Source organism: Alteripontixanthobacter muriae (assembly GCF_013336795.1).
Classification (GTDB): domain Bacteria; phylum Pseudomonadota; class Alphaproteobacteria; order Sphingomonadales; family Sphingomonadaceae; genus Pseudopontixanthobacter; species Pseudopontixanthobacter muriae.
This window is the reverse complement of sequence record NZ_JAAFZT010000005.1, coordinates 23,568-40,219: the sequence shown is the minus strand read 5'-3', so window position 1 is coordinate 40,219 and position 16,652 is coordinate 23,568. Positions and strand designations below refer to the sequence as shown.

17 protein-coding genes are annotated in these 16,652 nt (G+C 61.9%); 10 read left to right on the top strand and 7 right to left on the bottom strand.

Translation table 11 applies throughout. From position 1 onward, the window contains the following. Positions 1 to 15: 15 nt before the first annotated feature. Genes rsmI through G7A66_RS01655 form a run of 4 tightly spaced genes read left to right on the top strand, consistent with a single transcriptional unit; the run spans position 16 to position 2,856 of the window. Positions 16 to 879 carry a 16S rRNA (cytidine(1402)-2'-O)-methyltransferase gene (gene rsmI / locus G7A66_RS01670; RefSeq protein ID WP_174294105.1) on the top strand — a complete coding sequence of 288 codons (864 nt, stop codon included), beginning with the start codon at positions 16 to 18 and terminating at the stop codon, positions 877 to 879. Continuing rightward, complete coding sequence (locus tag G7A66_RS01665; protein ID WP_174293972.1) at positions 876 to 1,241, top strand: YraN family protein; 366 nt, start codon at positions 876 to 878, stop codon at positions 1,239 to 1,241. Before rsmI ends, G7A66_RS01665 begins: the two co-directional genes overlap by 4 nt. 8 nt (positions 1,242 to 1,249) lie before the next feature. Next, positions 1,250 to 2,203, top strand: coding sequence for a glutathione synthase (gene gshB / locus G7A66_RS01660; protein WP_174293971.1), 954 nt, complete (start codon positions 1,250 to 1,252; stop codon positions 2,201 to 2,203). Positions 2,204 to 2,247: 44 nt separating this feature from the next. Further along, positions 2,248 to 2,856 carry a DedA family protein gene (locus tag G7A66_RS01655; protein ID WP_174293970.1) on the top strand — a complete coding sequence of 203 codons (609 nt, stop codon included), beginning with the start codon at positions 2,248 to 2,250 and terminating at the stop codon, positions 2,854 to 2,856. On the opposite strand, the gene G7A66_RS01650 is transcribed toward G7A66_RS01655, so the two are convergent. The 4 genes from G7A66_RS01650 to rph form a co-directional block, all read right to left on the bottom strand. Further along, positions 2,853 to 3,758 carry a tyrosine recombinase XerC gene (locus G7A66_RS01650; protein WP_174293969.1) on the bottom strand — a complete coding sequence of 302 codons (906 nt, stop codon included), beginning with the start codon at positions 3,756 to 3,758 and terminating at the stop codon, positions 2,853 to 2,855. The genes G7A66_RS01655 and G7A66_RS01650 overlap by 4 nt on opposite strands. Further along, positions 3,755 to 4,906, bottom strand: a complete 1,152-nt coding sequence (gene hemW / locus G7A66_RS01645) for a radical SAM family heme chaperone HemW (protein ID WP_174293968.1) — start codon at positions 4,904 to 4,906, stop codon at positions 3,755 to 3,757. The genes G7A66_RS01650 and hemW overlap by 4 nt, the downstream gene beginning before the upstream one ends. Positions 4,907 to 4,968: 62 nt before the next feature. Next, entirely contained in the window at positions 4,969 to 5,598 is a 630-nt protein-coding gene (gene rdgB, locus G7A66_RS01640; RefSeq protein ID WP_174293967.1) for an RdgB/HAM1 family non-canonical purine NTP pyrophosphatase, read from the bottom strand. Next, positions 5,598 to 6,323 (bottom strand): ribonuclease PH, encoded by a 726-nt coding sequence (gene rph, locus G7A66_RS01635; RefSeq protein WP_174293966.1) that lies wholly within the window; start codon positions 6,321 to 6,323, stop codon positions 5,598 to 5,600. Before rph ends, rdgB begins: the two co-directional genes overlap by 1 nt. Before the next feature lie 111 nt (positions 6,324 to 6,434). On the opposite strand from rph, the gene hrcA reads away from it, so the two are divergent. The 3 genes from hrcA (at position 6,435) to G7A66_RS01620 (ending at position 8,483) form a co-directional block, all read left to right on the top strand. Next, positions 6,435 to 7,493 (top strand): heat-inducible transcriptional repressor HrcA, encoded by a 1,059-nt coding sequence (gene hrcA, locus G7A66_RS01630; protein WP_174293965.1) that lies wholly within the window; start codon positions 6,435 to 6,437, stop codon positions 7,491 to 7,493. A gap of 10 nt (positions 7,494 to 7,503) precedes the next feature. Next, positions 7,504 to 8,112 (top strand): nucleotide exchange factor GrpE, encoded by a 609-nt coding sequence (gene grpE / locus G7A66_RS01625; RefSeq protein ID WP_232366580.1) that lies wholly within the window; start codon positions 7,504 to 7,506, stop codon positions 8,110 to 8,112. A gap of 77 nt (positions 8,113 to 8,189) precedes the next feature. Next, positions 8,190 to 8,483: a glycine zipper domain-containing protein gene (locus tag G7A66_RS01620; protein WP_174293963.1), complete on the top strand. Its 294-nt coding sequence runs from the start codon at positions 8,190 to 8,192 to the stop codon at positions 8,481 to 8,483. 64 nt (positions 8,484 to 8,547) lie between these two features. Here G7A66_RS01620 and G7A66_RS01615 read toward each other — a convergent pair whose 3' ends face one another. Both G7A66_RS01615 and G7A66_RS01610 read right to left on the bottom strand, forming a co-directional pair. Then, positions 8,548 to 9,021 carry a vgr related protein gene (locus tag G7A66_RS01615; RefSeq protein ID WP_174294104.1) on the bottom strand — a complete coding sequence of 158 codons (474 nt, stop codon included), beginning with the start codon at positions 9,019 to 9,021 and terminating at the stop codon, positions 8,548 to 8,550. Between the two features lie 38 nt (positions 9,022 to 9,059). Then, a complete protein-coding gene (locus G7A66_RS01610) occupies positions 9,060 to 9,533 on the bottom strand; it encodes a copper chaperone PCu(A)C (RefSeq protein WP_174293962.1) in 474 nt (157 codons plus the stop codon). A 192-nt stretch (positions 9,534 to 9,725) separates the two neighbouring features. Here G7A66_RS01610 and dnaK point away from each other — a divergent pair, with 192 nt between their 5' ends. Both dnaK and dnaJ read left to right on the top strand, forming a co-directional pair. Continuing rightward, positions 9,726 to 11,672, top strand: coding sequence for a molecular chaperone DnaK (gene dnaK / locus G7A66_RS01605; RefSeq protein WP_174293961.1), 1,947 nt, complete (start codon positions 9,726 to 9,728; stop codon positions 11,670 to 11,672). A 79-nt stretch (positions 11,673 to 11,751) separates the two neighbouring features. Then, entirely contained in the window at positions 11,752 to 12,867 is a 1,116-nt protein-coding gene (gene dnaJ / locus G7A66_RS01600) for a molecular chaperone DnaJ (protein WP_174293960.1), read from the top strand. Positions 12,868 to 12,871: 4 nt separating this feature from the next. Here dnaJ and G7A66_RS01595 read toward each other — a convergent pair whose 3' ends face one another. Continuing rightward, positions 12,872 to 15,211 carry a patatin-like protein gene (locus G7A66_RS01595; protein ID WP_174293959.1) on the bottom strand — a complete coding sequence of 780 codons (2,340 nt, stop codon included), beginning with the start codon at positions 15,209 to 15,211 and terminating at the stop codon, positions 12,872 to 12,874. Between the two features lie 70 nt (positions 15,212 to 15,281). Between G7A66_RS01595 and radA the strand changes: the two genes are divergently transcribed. Further along, positions 15,282 to 16,649, top strand: coding sequence for a DNA repair protein RadA (radA, locus tag G7A66_RS01590; RefSeq protein WP_174293958.1), 1,368 nt, complete (start codon positions 15,282 to 15,284; stop codon positions 16,647 to 16,649). Positions 16,650 to 16,652 lie beyond the last annotated feature (3 nt).

Genomic DNA, 16,652 nt, shown 5'->3' with positions numbered 1-16,652 from the left:
CCGCAACACGAAACCCTGCCCGCTAATGGGCCAGATCAGGACCCTGTTCACAAGGTCCTTGAACCCGGACTGTATATCGTGGCGACGCCGATTGGCAATCTCGGCGATATCACTTTGCGGAGTATCAGGGCGCTGGAGGCGTGTGACGGCGTTGCCTGCGAAGATACGCGGGTTACCGGCAAGCTGTTGAAGCACCTGAACATATCCAAGCCCTTGTGGCGATATAACGATCATAGCGAAGCAAAGGACCGCAAGCGCCTTGTCGAATCCATGGCATCGCGCGCAGTCGTGCTGGTCAGCGACGCGGGGACGCCGTTGGTGTCCGATCCGGGCTATCGGCTGGTGGCGGACGCGCGCGCCGCCGGAGTCATGATAACCAGCCTGCCAGGCCCTTGCGCGGCGATTGCCGGACTCACCGTCTCAGGTATGCCGAACGACCGCTTTCTGTTTGCAGGATTCCTGCCAGTGAAGGAAAAGGCCCGGCGCGATGCGCTGGACGAATTGGCCGGGGTGGATGCGACGCTCGTGTTCTACGAAACTGCGCCGCGCCTTGTTCGCTCACTCGACGCGATCGGCGCCGTCCTGTCCGGCCGCTCGATTGCCGTTGCACGGGAAATGACCAAGCTTCATGAGGAATGCCGGACCGGAACTGCCGAGGATCTGATTGCGCATTATACGGCGCACCCGCCCAAGGGGGAGATCGTCCTCCTCATCGCACCCCCGAACGGCACGCTCCCAGACGACATGAATACAGATGAGATGCTGCGCGACGCGCTGGCAGACATGAAGCCATCGCAGGCAGCGGGAATGGTGGCGAAGGTCAGCGGAAAGGATCGCAAGCTCTTGTACGCGAGAGCGCTGGAACTGCGGTCATCGTGAAGCGCACCGCAGCGACCCGTCGCCAAGCCGAACAAAGGGGCCGCAAGGGCGAGCGGTTCGCGCAGATCTGGCTTGCCCTTCGGGGTTGGCGGACTCTGGCCAAACGGGTGCGCAATCCGCGCGGCAAAGTCGACCTCGTCATGCGGCGCGGAAATGTCGTCGCCTTCATCGAAGTCAAATGGCGAAGGGACGCGGAACAGCTGGACCATGCTATCGACATGTATCGCCTGCGCCGGGTGGCTGCTGCTGCCGAAGCCTGCGCTCATGACTACGTGATGCCCGGCGAGGATTACCGCATTGACGTCATGCTGGTTGCGCCCGGACAGATCCCGCGCCACATCGTCAACGCCTGGCAACCTTAGGAGTACCCATGTCCCTGCGCGTCGTGATCCAGATGGATCCGCTGGAAACGATCAAGATTGCCGGCGATTCCAGCTTCGCCCTGATGCTGTCCGCGCAACAGCGGGGTCATGGCCTGTGGCATTACGATGTCCGTACGCTGGCTTGGGAGAACTCCCGCATCACTGCCTGGGCACGTCCCGTCACCGTGCAACGCGTCGAAGGCGACCACTTCACTGCCGGTCCGCTGAGCAAAATCGATCTGGCGCAGGACGTCGATGTCATCCTTATGCGGCAGGATCCGCCGTTCGATCTCGGCTACATCAGCGCTGCTTTCCTGCTGGACCGCCTGCGCGGCGAGACGCTGGTGGTGAATGATCCGCGCGAGGTGGTGAACGCGCCGGAAAAAATGTTCGTTCTGGACTACGCGCGCTTCATGCCCCCCACGCTGATTGCACGGCGGATCGAGGACGTACAGGCTTTCCAGCGCGAACATGGCGCAATCGTCGTCAAGCCGCTGCACGGCAACGGCGGCAAGGCGATCTTCCGCATTGAGGAGGACGCGACAAACCTTTCGGCCCTGTTCGAGATGTTCAACCAGACCTGGCCCGAACCGCATATGGTGCAGCCGTTCCTTCACGACGTGGCCAAGGGCGATAAGCGGATCGTCCTGATCGACGGGGAATATGCCGGCGCGATCAATCGCAAGCCGGGCGAGGGCGAGTTCCGGTCGAACCTTGCACAAGGAGGTTATGCGGAAGCGGCGGAACTGACGGCCCGTGAGGAAGAGATCTGTGCGGCAATGGGGCCGGAACTCAAGCGGCGCGGCCTCATCTTCGTGGGAATCGACGTTATCGGCGGCGAGTGGCTGACGGAGATCAATGTGACTTCACCCACCGGAATAGTCGCAATCGACAAGTTTAACGGCACGGACAGTGCGGGACTGATATGGGACGCAATAGACCGCCGTCTGGCTTCGAGTTGAGCGAGCGGCGATGAACGAATTTCGCTCCAGTCTGTTGCTGCCATATGCATGAATTCATAATTCAGGCCATCGAACGCGGCGGCTATCTCGGAATCGCGCTGTTGATGGCAATCGAGAACATCTTTCCGCCCATTCCGTCAGAGATCATCATGGGCATCGGCGGACTCGCCGTTGCCCGCGGAACGATGGAGTTCTGGCCGCTGCTTCTGGCTGGTACGCTCGGTTCGACAGCGGGCAATTACGTGTGGTTCTGGGCAGGCGACAAGTGGGGCTTTGAACGCCTCGGCCCGTTCATCGACCGTTGGGGTCGTTGGCTCACCCTGGATTGGCAGCATGTCGAATCCGCTAGCGCGTTCTTCCGGCGGCGCGGCGAATGGATGGTCTTTTTCCTGCGCTTTTCGCCGTTTCTCAGGACAATGATTTCGCTGCCTGCGGGCTTGGCGCACATGCCGGTCTGGCGCTTCCTTATCTTTACCTTTCTCGGATCGGCTCTGTGGAACATATTGCTCGTGCTTGGCGGGCAATGGCTTGGGCAATATCTTGAAGAATACAAATCTCTGATCGGGTGGATCATCTTTGCCCTGATCGGAATCGCCATCGTTGCCTATGCCTACCGCGTGCTGACCTGGACGCCGAGGGGGCGAGACGACTAGCTGCCGCTGCTCCGGTCAGCACGAGGGTGCGCGCTGCGGTAAGCGTCCAGCATGGTCGCCGCATCAACACGGGTGTAGATTTGCGTGCTGGACAGGCTTGCATGGCCCAGCAGTTCCTGAAGGCTCCGCAAATCGGCGCCTGCGCCCAGCAAATGAGTGGCGAAGCTGTGGCGCAGCGCATGCGGCGTCGCGGTGGCAGGCAGGCCCAGCGCCTTACGTGCGCGGGCAACGGCTTTCTGGACCATACCCTGGTTGAGCGGACCGCCTTTCTCACCCCGAAACAGCGCTTCTTGCGGTGGCAGTGGCCATGGGCATAGCCTGACGTAATCCGCCACCGCATCCCGCACGGCAGGCAGGATCGGAACGACCCGTTCCTTGCCGCCCTTGCCGAGGACCACGGTAGTAGCGCCGAGAGGGTTCTGCGATGCCGTCAGCGACAGCGCCTCGGCGATGCGCAACCCGGCGCCATACAGCAGTAGCAGGACCGCCCGATCGCGCATGCCGATCCATTCCTGTGCTCCGTCGATAGCTACAAGATCCGCGAGGTTCGAGGCGTCGTCGGGTGTAACTGGCCGCGGCAATCCTTTTTTGAGGCGAGGCCCCTTCATTCGCAATGCGGCATCATCAATCCCGGTGCAGGAGCGCGCATAGCTGATGAAGGCTTTGAGCGCCGATAGCTCTCGCGCGGCAGAAGCGTTCCCCAGTCCTTCTGCGCGCCGATACGCGAGATGCTGCCTTAGAAGCATTGTGTCCGCCTTTGCTACCAAGGGCCAGTCATCGATTCCGGTGCGATCCAGCAGACGGGCCGCTGCGGCAAGATAGGCCCGCACCGTGTGGGGAGAGCGCCTGCGTTCCTGTGCAAGATGATCGCGCCAACCTTGCAGAACGCTTTCCCTGCTCACGCCGCAACCAGTTCTGACGGAACGATTTCAGCGAGCAGGCCATCGAGTACCGGCATGCCGCTGGGCGTAATGCCTATGCGATCCCCTGCCGACCAGGCGAGGCCCATTTCGCAGAAGAAGGCAAGCCGGCCATCTTCGACAAGGCCGCCGCGCTCGATACCTGTTCGCCGCGAGAGGGCGGCGAGATCCACGCCTTCCGCAAGGCGCAACCCCATCAGCAAGGCTTCGGATGCTTGTTCACGCGCATTCTGCGGACGGACTTCGGAGAGGCCGTCGCCCTGCCGGTCGATAGACGCGAGCCAGTTTTCGGGCTTCTTGTGCCGCAGGGTTGCCGCTCCGCCGCGCCTGCCATGTGCGCCGGGACCGATCCCGCAATAATCGCGGTACCTCCAATAGGTCAGATTGTGGCGGCTTTCCTGGCCGGGCCGGGCATGATTGCTGATCTCATAGGCAGGCAGACCGGCGGCGTCGGTCAACTCTCGGGTAATGGCAAAAAGATCGGCGGCGCTGTCGTCGTCCAGCGGACGAAGGGCGCCGCGCCGCACGTCGGTCGCAAACCGGGTGCCGGGTTCGATCGTCAGCTGGTAAAGGGAAAGGTGATCGGTTCCCATGCCCAGGGCTCGGTCGAGCATCGCGGACCAGTCGGCTTCGCCCTGGCCTGGCATTGCATAGATGAGGTCGAAACTCACCCTGTCGAAATGATCCTGTGCAACGCCAAGCGCGGCAAGGCCTTCCTGTGCGGAGTGCAATCGCCCGAGCATCTGCAGAGCGCCGTCGTCGAAGGACTGCAGGCCGAGGGAGGCGCGGTTGACCCCGGCGGAAGCGAGGTCGGCAAAACGCGACGCCTCGACGGAAGACGGGTTCGCCTCCAGCGTGATTTCCACATTCTCATCGAAGCCCCACAGGCTTTCCGCTTCATGCAGCAGCGCCGAGACGAGGGAAGGGGGCATGAGCGATGGCGTTCCGCCGCCGAAGAAGATGGATTGCAGGGTTTCACCCCCGGCTACTTCCGCCTCGCGGCGCATATCGGCAATCAGGCCGGATTGCCAGCGGGCGACTTCCACATCCGCGCGGACGTGGCTGTTGAAGTCGCAATAGGGGCATTTCTTCAGGCAGAAAGGCCAATGAATGTACAGAGCGCGCGCCACGCTTCGCTATCCCACTTTTCGGCTGTCTTGTGAAGCTGCACGTGCGGCGCGCAGCCGATGCTTCAGGCCGCGAACTGTTCTGCCTTCAGCTTCGCAAAAGCATCGGCGCGGTGGCTGATGGCGTGCTTGTGCTCCGGGTCCAGCTCGGCAAAGGTTCGTTCATGCCCTTCCGCAACGAATACCGGGTCATAGCCAAAGCCGAGATCGCCGCGAGGGGGCCAGATGATGTGTCCGTCGACCCGCCCCTCGTAGACGACGTGCTCACCATCGGGCCATGCAATTGCAAGAACGCAATTGAACCAGGCACCCCTTTCGGCGTCTGGTCCCTTGGCGGCAAGCATGCCTTCCACCTTGCCCATCGCCATGTACCAGTCGCGGCCCGGGTTGCCTTCGAACCACTGCCGTTCGGCCCAATCGGCGGTATAGACCCCGGGGCGCCCATCGAGCGCGGCGACAGAAAGGCCGCTGTCATCGGCGAGGGCAACGATCCCGGATGCTTCCGCTGCTGCCCGGGCCTTGATCAGCGCATTCTGCGCGAAGGTCGTGCCGGTCTCGGCAGGTTCGGGCAAGCCGAGCGATCCTGCCGAGATGCAGTTCACGCCATGCGGAGCAAGGAGATCGCCGATCTCTTTCAGCTTCCCCGCATTATGCGTCGCGATGACGAGCGATCCAGGCCCGATCCGGCGAACCATCAGGCCGAAGCGCCCGTGACCGCCTTTTCCTGCGCCGCGAAAATCTCCCCGCAACCGATATTGGCGAGCCTGAGGAGGCGCAGCAGGGCTTCCTCGTCATATGTTTCGCCTTCTGCCGTCGCCTGAACCTCGGCGATGCGACCGCCTTCGATCAGGACGAAATTGGCGTCGGCGTCGGCCTTGCTGTCTTCGGGATAGTCGAGGTCGAGCACCGGAGTGCCCTTGTAGATGCCGCAGGAGATCGCCGCCACCTTGGCGCTTATCGGATCGTGCAGGATCAGCCCCTGCTTCATCAGGCTGTTGACCGCGAGGCGCAAGGCCACCCACGCACCGGAAATCGCCGCCGTCCGGGTACCGCCGTCTGCCTGCAGCACGTCGCAATCGAGGGTAATTTGCCGCTCGCCCAGCTTCTTCAGGTCGACGACAGCGCGCAGCGACCGGCCGATCAGGCGCTGGATTTCCTGTGTGCGTCCACTCTGCCGGCCCTTAGCGGCCTCGCGCTGGCCGCGCGTGTGCGTGGCGCGGGGCAGCATGGAATATTCACCCGTGACCCAACCTTCGTTCTTGCCGCGCAGCCACGGCGGGATCCGTTCCTCAACGCTGGCGGTGCACAGCACGCGCGTGTCGCCGAAAGCGATCAGGCACGATCCCTCGGCATGTTTGGCAAAGCCGGTTTCTATCGTGATGTCGCGCATCTGGTCGGGGGCTCTGCCGGAGGGTCGCATCAAAATTCCTTGAGTGTGGTGGCCCTTGCGGGCCTCGTGAGTCGGTTAAGCTAACACGCGCGATAGGCGCACAGGGGTTGAGCCTGCAAGACCAGCGATTAAATGTGGATCATGGCCGAGCGGGACAACGTGAAACTTGCGATAATCGAAATGTCCGCCCGCGCGCAGGATATCTTTCGGCTTGTCGTCGAAGGCTATCTCGAAAGCGGGCATCCGGTCGGCTCCAAGTCCTTGTCGGGCGAGGGCGGGCTGAACCTATCGCCGGCCTCCATCCGATCCGTTCTCGCCGATCTCGAGGCTGCCGGGTTCCTTGCCGCTCCCCATGTTAGTGCAGGCCGCGTGCCAACCACGACCGGGCTGCGTCTGTTCGTTGACGGCATGATGCAGGTTGCCGAACCCAATGCCGATGAGCGGGCCGCCATCGAACGCCGCCTCTTCCGGCCCGGGCCCATAGAACAGGCGCTCGAGACGACCAGCAGTCTTCTATCCGACCTGTCGGGCGCGGCGGGCGTGGTGCTCGTGCCGCGCCGCGAACCGCGCCTGTCGCAGGTCAGCCTGGTGCAACTTGGACCGGGGCGCACGCTGGCCGTACTGGTCGGGCAGGACGGCGCCATCGAAAACCGGCTGCTCGAGCTGGAAGGCGAAATCAATCTGGCGGCGCTGGAAATGGCCAGCAACTACATCACGGCGCATCTCGCTGGCCGCACACTTGGAGAAGCCGCCGGCGCGATGCGTGCCGAGATCGCGTCGGGCAAGAGCGCGCTCGATGAAGCCAGCCGCGATCTGGTGGAGCGTGGACTCGCCACCTGGACACAGGATGCCGCCGACCGCCCGGTCCTGATCGTGCGCGGTCAGGCCAATCTGCTGGACGAGGCAGCCTTGTCGGACCTTGAAAGAGTGCGCTCGCTGCTTGACGATCTCGAGAACAAGCAATCGGTTTCGGAATTGCTTGAAAGTGCGCGGGAAGCGAACGCCACGCGTATTTTCATCGGATCGGAGAACCGGCTGTTTGCCCTGTCTGGTTCCAGCGTCATTGCCTCGCCCTATCGCGACCGTGACGGCAAGGTCGTAGGTGTGCTCGGCGTCATCGGCCCGACCCGGTTGAATTACGCCAGGGTTGTCCCCATGGTTGATTTCACAGCCCGATCCCTGGGCAGACTCATCGGATGAAATGGAAACAATGATCGACGGCGAAAACAACGTGCAGGATGAATCCGCGAATGACAGCGAGATGGAGCGCGAAATGGAAGGCGTTCCGCAGCAGTTCCGCGATGATGGCGAAGATGATGATGACGAGGGCGACACTGGCGGCGATCTGAACGAGGCGCTGGCGTCGCTTCGTGCCGATCTCGACGCTGCAAAACAGGACGTGCTCTATGCCCGCGCAGACACGCAGAACGTGCGCCGGCGGATGGAGAAGGACGTTGCCGACGCCCGTGCCTATGCGGCGACCGGTTTCGCGCGCGACATCCTGAGCGTGGCCGACAACCTTGCCCGCGCGATCGAGGCGGTGCCGGAGGACCTTCGCGAGGACAGCAAGTTCAAGGGCCTGGTCACCGGCATTCAGGCGACGCAGCGTGAACTGGACAAGGTTTTCGCGGCGCATGGCATCACGCGCATCGCTGCCGTTGGCCTTCCGCTCGATCCCAACCAGCACCAGGCGATGCTGGAAGTCCCTTCTTCCGATCACGATGCAGGAACTGTCGTGCAGGAGATGCAGGCAGGTTACATGATCAAGGACCGGCTGCTGCGCCCGGCGATGGTCGGTGTGTCGAAAAAGCCGGACTGATCTCGAAGCTTCGTGGAGGCAGGAACCCCAGCGCGGTCCATCCGTATAGAGCAGACATGTTCCTGGGAGAATTGATCATGAAGAACCGTATGTTTGCCGCCTCTGCACTGGCACTGTCCACTCTCTCGCTCGGTGCCTGCGCGGAAAATTATGCAGCAGAAGGTGCTCTTGGCGGCGGTGCCCTCGGCGCCGCAACTGCAGCCATCACCGGCGGCGACATTGCGACCTATGCTCTTGCCGGCGCAGCTGCCGGTGGCCTTGCCGGCTATTTCGTCGACAGGGATGATGATTGTGACGGTTACAACGACAATCGTTACCTTGATGACGACTGCTTCGGTACCCGTGGCTATCCGGTCGACCCGCGCTACTGAGCGATGATCTTCGGATTACCAGAGGGGCGTCACTGCGGTGGCGCCCCTTCTGCTTTTTGGAGAGCTATCGGTCCGCCCCGGGGAAGTGCACCAGCAGATCGTATGCGCCTGCATCGGCGATGCCCGCCAGCTTGACGCCTTTGCGCAGGAGGAAAGCATGCCGCACGATTTCCGCCTGTTGTTCGATGCCATAGCGATGCAGAGGCCAACCCGGCTTGAGGCTGTAATGATATCTGCACCAGGGGTGGCGATGCAGCACCAGCCACCATTCGCCGCGAGCCTGAGCCTGCCAGACATGTGTCATCTCGTGTATGAACAGCCCTGCGCGGAGCGGTGAAACTTTCGAGAAATCCTCGCAATAGGTGCTGCCGGACGGGTGGAAGTGAATGTGTCCACGCGGGGCCATCGTCACATTGCGCGGCTGAAAAGGAAACCATTTCCGGCGTCGGATGGTGACGCGATCGTACTCGATCGCGTCACCGAAGATTGTTTGCGCCAGCCTGATCTCGCCTGACGTCAGCGGCCTCTCGCCACCGATTGGGCATGAGACTGCTGGTGCATCTGCTCCTTCTGGTGTCAGCGCTCTTCACCGGCGGCGCGGATTTCGGCCGGGAAGCTGACCTTGTCACCGCCAGCGACCGTAAGGGTAACTTCCGCGGTGCCGCCTGGCTGCCATTCGGCAGGCGGGTCCATTGCCATAATATGCAGTCCGCCCGGCTCGAAGCTGACGTCATCGCCTGACGCCAATGCGACCGGCAGCGCTTCCATCATCTGCATCTGGCCGTCCCATTCGCTATATTGATGCATGGCGGCGGAGCCTGCTCCCTCGACATCCGCAGCACGAATGGTCAGCGCGCGATCACCGCCATAGGCGACGTCGAAATAGACCGCGGCGGGATTGCCAGCGACCGGTCCGAGCACGATCCGGGCGTTCGTGATCTCGACGCCGTCGATCCCGTCGGTCGTTTCAGGTACCGGCTCTTCGCCGCAGGAAGCCAGCGCAAGGCTGGACAGGGCGAGCGTGGCTGCTGCGAAAAATGTGTTCTTCATGGTTGTTTCCCCCGTTGTTTTCCCGAATTTTGCTGCACGGCAACTACTCTGCCTGTTCCCTTGTGCCAAGAAAAACCGCTCCTATATCGCCCTGCGTAACACAGCCGCCGACCCGCTTTGCCGTTACGGGAAGCTTGCACGGCACGCGGGAAACGGCGGCGGTCGCGTATTATCAATAAAGATGGGGAAACCATGGCAAAAGTAATCGGTATCGACCTCGGCACTACGAATAGCTGCGTTGCCGTCATGGATGGGGGCAAGCCCAAGGTCGTCGAGAATTCCGAAGGCGCGCGTACTACGCCTTCCATCGTCGCATTCACCAAGGATAACGAGCGCCTTATCGGCCAGCCGGCGAAACGCCAGGCGGTCACCAATGGCGACAACACGATCTTCGCCGTGAAGCGCCTCATCGGCCGCCGCTTCGACGATCCGGTCACGAAGAAGGACACCGAACTGGTTCCTTACGACATCGTCAAGGGCAAGAACGGCGATGCCTGGGTGCAGGCAGGCGGCGAAGATTACAGCCCCAGCCAGATTTCAGCTTTCATCCTGCAGAAGATGAAGGAAACGGCTGAGAGCTATCTTGGCGAAACCGTCACTCAGGCGGTCATTACCGTCCCCGCATATTTCAACGACGCCCAGCGCCAGGCGACCAAGGATGCCGGCCAGATCGCCGGGCTCGAAGTGCTGCGCATCATCAACGAACCGACGGCTGCGGCGCTCGCCTATGGTCTCGACAAGGACGACGGCAAGACCATCGCCGTTTACGACCTTGGCGGCGGTACGTTCGACGTTTCCATCCTGGAAATCGGCGACGGTGTGTTCGAGGTAAAGTCGACCAACGGCGACACCTTCCTCGGCGGTGAGGATTTCGACAGCGCGATTGTCGAATATCTGGCGGACCAGTTCAAGAAGAAGGAGAACATGGATCTCCGTACAGACAAGCTGGCGCTGCAGCGGCTGAAGGAAGCCGCCGAAAAGGCGAAGATCGAACTGTCGAGCGCGCAGACGACTGAAGTCAACCTGCCCTTCATCACCGCGCGTATGGAAGGCGGATCGACCACGCCGCTTCACCTCGTTGAAACGATCACCCGTTCCGACCTCGAGAAGCTGGTTGCCAAGCTGATCGAGCGCACCAAGGAGCCGATGAAGAAGGCCTTGGCCGACGCAGGTGTTACCGCCAAGGAAATCGACGAAGTCGTACTCGTCGGCGGCATGACCCGCATGCCCAAGGTGCGCGAGGCTGTGAAGGATTTCTTCGGCAAGGAACCGCACACGGGCGTGAACCCTGACGAAGTCGTGGCCATGGGTGCCGCGATTCAGGCAGGCGTTCTGCAGGGCGACGTCAAGGATGTGCTGCTGCTCGACGTGACGCCGCTGTCGCTGGGGATCGAGACTCTGGGTGGTGTGTTCACCCGCATGATCGACCGCAACACGACGATTCCGACCAAGAAGACGCAGACCTATTCCACGGCAGAAGACAACCAGCAGGCCGTGACCATCCGCGTAGCCCAGGGCGAACGCGAGATGGCGGCGGACAACAAGATGCTGGGTCAGTTCGATCTGGTCGGTATCCCTTCCGCACCGCGCGGTGTTCCGCAGATCGAGGTCACTTTCGACATCGATGCGAACGGCATCGTCAACGTGTCCGCCAAGGACAAGGGAACGGGCAAGGAACAGCAGATCCGTATCCAGGCCTCCGGCGGTCTGACCGACAGCGACATCGATCAGATGGTGCAGGACGCGGAGAAATTCGCCGAAGAAGACAAGAAGCGCCGCGAAGGTGCCGAAGCCCGCAACCAGGCCGACAGCCTGGTGCATGCGACGCAGAAGCAGCTGGACGAACACGGCGACAAGATCGACGCCGGTCTAAAGTCCGAAGTCGAGACCGCCCTGGCGGAAACGAAGACGGCTCTTGAAGGCGACGACAACGATGCGATCAACGCCAAGTCGCAGGCGCTCACCGATCTTGCCATGAAGATGGGCCAGCAGATCTACGAAAAGGAACAGGCCAGTGCCGGTTCCCCTGACGCAGAAGCTGGCTCTGGCGAAGCGGAAGACGATGTAGTCGACGCGGAGTTTTCCGAAGTCGACGATAGCGCCGATGCCGATGCCACTGCCGATCAGAACAAGGGCTGACATTCCGATGCAGACCGATACCGCCACCGGTGCCCGACGCACCGGTGGCGGTCGTTTGTGACGGGAGACAAGCAAGATTATGCCAGCCACCGAAATCGACTATTACGAACTGCTCCAGGTTTCCCGGGACGCGGACGCCGCGACGATCAAATCGTCGTACCGCAAGCTTGCGATGAAGTATCATCCAGACCGGAATCCTGGTGACGCCGATTGCGAAGCCAAGTTCAAGAACATCAGCCAGGCTTATGACTGCCTGAAGGATCCGCAGAAAAGATCCGCTTACGACCGCTATGGCCATGCCGCCTTCCAGCAGGGCGGCGGGGGCGGTGGTCACCAGGATTTTTCCGACATTGGCGATATTTTCGAAACGATCTTCGGCGGTGGTTTCGCCAATGCTGGCGGACGTCAGCAGGCGCGCCGCGGAGCGGATCTCCGCTATGACATGGAGATCGGACTGGAGCAGGCCTTCCACGGCGACACGCAGGAAATCGAAATCGAAGTTTCGCAGGTTTGCGACACCTGCGAAGGCGACGGTGCGAAGCCGGGAACCGGAAAACGCCAGTGTGACCTGTGTCACGGCATCGGCAAGGTTCGCGCGAAGCAGGGCTTCTTCGTGGTAGAGCGAGCTTGCCCCAATTGTCACGGGCGCGGCGAAGTGATCGAAACGCCATGCCGCGACTGCCGCGGCGAAGGCCGGGTCGATCTGCCGCAATCCATCTCGGTCGACATTCCGCCGGGTGTTGACACCGGCACTCGCATCCGCCTGACGGGGAAGGGCGAGGCTGGACCCTATGGCGCTCCTGCCGGCGACCTCTACATCTTCATCCACATCCGCCCGCATCCGGTTTTTCAGCGCGAAGGCACGTTGCTGGTAGCGCATCTGCCTGTCAGCTTTACGACCGCCGCGCTTGGCGGAAAGGTGTCCATTCCCGATCTCGACGGAGAAACCAACGAGGTGACGATTCCCGCTGGCATACAGTCCGGCAGGCAATTGCGTGTGCGCGGTGGCGGCATGCCGGTGCTGCAGGGGCGGGGCAGGGGCGATCTCGTGGTGGAGGTCGCCGTAGAAACACCGACAAAGCTTTCCGCACGACAGAAAGAATTGCTGCGTGAATTTCAGGAGACCGAAACCGGCGACGAATGTCCGAACAGCCGCGGATTCTTCGACAAGTTGAAGAAGGCATTCGGTACCTGAGGTTTCAGACCATTCTCGCGTGAACTTCGGCGCGCAGACCAGCAATCAGATTTGCGTCGAGCCTGTGCATCTCCGCCTCCTCGTCCAGAACGGCAAGGAAGGCGGATCGCTTGAATTGCTTCACTTCATCTTGCCAGTCCTTCGGCAATTGCTCGCCCGGTGCCTGGTTTGAGACGGTGGAATAGACCAGGTCGATCATCCGCTCGGCCCCGTGGAGGCGTCCCCAGAGATAATCATTTTCTCGATAGGCACGGCTAAAGAATGCGCCGAAGTGATAGAACTCCGTCCCGCGCAGGGTCGCCGTAGTCCCGCCCTCACGGATCGAGAGAGCATCGTCTGGGGAAATGCGATCGACCTTGACCGGGTCGAATTCGGTGAGGCCCTCGTTCCGCAACAGGGGCAGCGTGGCGACGTCGTAAAACGGGAAGCCCAGATAGGCGAGCAACATGCGGCGGCGCAGCGCCCTTGGCATCTTCTCAAGCGCGGCAGCAAGCATTTCCTCGGCCGCCTGATCGGTTTCGGGCAGCAACCGCCGGTGGGCGAGGAAGTCGAGAACGGCTGCTGGTTCCAGCAGTGCATTTTCGGCCAGGACGGTGAATTCATCGCCTAAATCGCCGCTACCTTTCTTTGGGAAATATAGTGCGAGAATTTCGAAGATGTCGACGCGCGCTTCTTCGAGCGCCATGTCGGGTATCGCCGGGTCTGCTTCCCAATCCCGCGCGAGCCGCCGCAGCAGAAAGCGAAGCCGCCGAATGCGGAAAGCAGCGTCGTGAGTCCGGAAGAACGCGATGGCGGCTTCGTTCGCACCGCCGCCGCTGGCGGAGAGTGTCGCGATGCCTTCACTCTGCAAAGATCGCCTGAAGATAGCCGCCAGTGCCACCGGGTCAGCCATGCTTAGCCCCGGCGCCGCTTGCAGGACCGTTTGGGCAAGATTGTCGAGAATGCCAGCGAATTTGGTCTGTGCATAGGCCTGAAAGGCGTAACCGGCAGTCTCAGCAGCGGCTTGCTGCGCCTTGGCGCGCCAACTCTTCAGTCGCTTCGGCGTAGGGCGATCGAGAAACAGCGTACGCCCGAACAGTTTCTCCACCACCTGTTCGACCTCGGGGCGCAGCATGGTCACGATCTGGCGAAGGCGCCGGGCTTCCTGCGACTGATCCGCCAGAACTTCGAGGTTGTCCCTGATCGGCTGTTCGCGGGGGATCGTGGAAAGTGAACCGAAGATCGCGGCAAAGAACCCGACTGGATCGCGCGCTTGCTGCGCTGACGAGCCGAACCGGTCCGGTCGAGGGTCGATATAGACAAATCGCCGGTCGACTTCGCGCTGGGCCGGTCGCCCCTGCAACGCGGAAATCGCACCTGCGAAGGGAGCGTTGACCAGTACGGAACCATCGATCAGCGAAACGTTCTCAAGCGAACCTTGCCGAACGTGGGCTGGCATGATCCGCCGCAGGAATTCGTCGCGTCCATGCCATACGCGCTCGATATCATCGGCAAGATCATCGATTTCGGACAATCGCATCGGCGGAAATGCGCCGGGGAAACTCGCCGTGGCACGCGCGGCGAACACCAGTTCGAGCGGATCGGCCAGGTTTCCTCCCGCATTCGCCGGAACCTTGGAGCGGAAGGCGATCGGCAGCCGGTGCTCGCTTTCCTCGACCGCACCGGGGCTGTTCAGCCGCAGTACTTCCTTGTAGCCGTGAAAATCCGTGGCGGTCACGAAGAGGTCAACCGGATGACCGGGCGGCAGCAGCGGGTGCTCCGCTTCGCCCGCCGCCATGGCTGCAAGCGCATCGAACAGAAGACGGGCAAAGCCGGACCCTGAAAATGGCGGAGCAAACCAGCGCCCTCTTATCAGCCGGGAGACCTTTTCCCGCACCTCGTCACGCGTTTCGGGCGCCACGGAGTCTGAAACGGCGTTGCCCGGGCGGTTCAAAAGCCACCATGTGATGGGCTGCGCCCAGGTTTTCGCGAACCGCCACATGGGCTTTGCATCGGGATCGGTCAGCCGGCTGACATCGGCGTTTTTCAGCCACATGTCGGTAAGCGGCTCTAGCGACTGACCGGAATGTATCGCCTGGGCGAGAAATACGGCATTGATCCCGCCGGCGCTGGCGCCGGTCAGTATGTCGGGCATGACTCGCAAGCGGAGGCCGTGATGATCCTGTATGTGCTGCAGCAGGTCGCGGTACACGCCCTGCGAGCCGCCCTGCCGCCTGGCGCCCGCGTGGAACGAGCGGCTGGCGCGCGCCAATTTCCAGACCTCTTTCGTGACGCCATGCATGTAGACTGCCAGGCTGACGCCCCCATAGCAGACCAGCGCAATCCTGAGTTCCTTCTGCCGCATGCCGGTCTTTTGCCGGGGATTTCTGCCGGGGGCAATTGCGTTCCACCTATGTTCTGCTAATTCGCTCGGAATGGCTAAAACGAAACGTCGATATATCTGCCAGGCTTGCGGCAGCGTTGCACATCGCTGGCAGGGTCAGTGCGGCGACTGTGCCGAATGGAACACGCTGATGGAGGATGCGCCCGCGACCGTTTTCTCGCAGAAGCACGATCTGTCCAGCGGAGGGCGTCCGGTCGAATTCGTGAAGCTTGACGCCCCGGGCGAGGAACTGAAGCGGCGTCCGACTGGCCTCGCCGAATTCGACCGGGCGCTCGGTGGCGGGCTGGTGCCGGGATCGGCCATATTGATGGGCGGCGATCCGGGCATCGGCAAATCCACTCTTCTCCTGCAGGCGGCGGCGAAGATCGCCAAGGCGGGCGGCGAGACTGTCTATGTAAGCGGAGAGGAGGCTGCGGGGCAGGTCCGCATGCGAGCCGCACGCCTGGGACTGGCGGATGCACCCTTGAAGCTTGCCGCTGCGACGTCAGTACGGGACATTCTGACGACACTGGGCACCATGGAGCCGCCGGCTCTCCTGGTCATCGATTCCATTCAGACGATGCATTCCGATACGATCGAGGGCGCGCCGGGAACGGTGAGCCAGGTTCGCGGCTGCGCGTTTGAATTGATCCGTTATGCGAAGGAGAACGGCGTTGCGATGGTCCTGGTTGGCCATGTGACGAAGGACGGCAGCATCGCCGGTCCCCGGGTGCTCGAACATATGGTTGACGTGGTGATGAGCTTCGAGGGTGAACGGAGCCATCAATACCGCATCCTGCGTGCCCTGAAAAATCGCTTTGGTGCTGTGGATGAAATTGGCGTGTTCGCCATGGAGGGTGCGGGCCTGGAAGAGGTAGCCAATCCGTCCATGCTGTTCCTGTCCGGGCGTGACGAACCGCTGGCAGGTAGCGCAGTGTTCCCTGCGCTCGAAGGAACGCGGCCTGTCCTGATCGAGGTGCAGGCGCTCATCGTTCGCCTGCAATCCGGGGCTACGCCAAGGCGCGCTGTCGTGGGCTGGGACGGCGGCCGGCTCGCCATGCTTCTGGCGGTGCTCGAATCGCGGTGCGGGCTGAATTTCAGTTCGGCCGAGGTATATCTGAACGTGGCGGGTGGGTACCGCCTGACGGATCCTGCCGCCGATCTGGCCGTCGCAGCGGCTCTGGTCTCGGCGCTGTCCGATCGGGCTTTACCCAAGAACAGCGTCTGGTTCGGGGAAGTCTCGCTTGCAGGTGAGGTGCGGCCGGTAGCTCATTCTTCGCTACGTCTGCGAGAAGCGGCGAAACTGGGCTTCGGCAGGGGCTTTGGCCCCGCAGACGCAAGCGCGGGTTCACCGGATCTTAACTACCACGGGGTCAAGCAACTCGCCAACCTCGTTGACCGGGTGATCAAGCAGGACTAATCT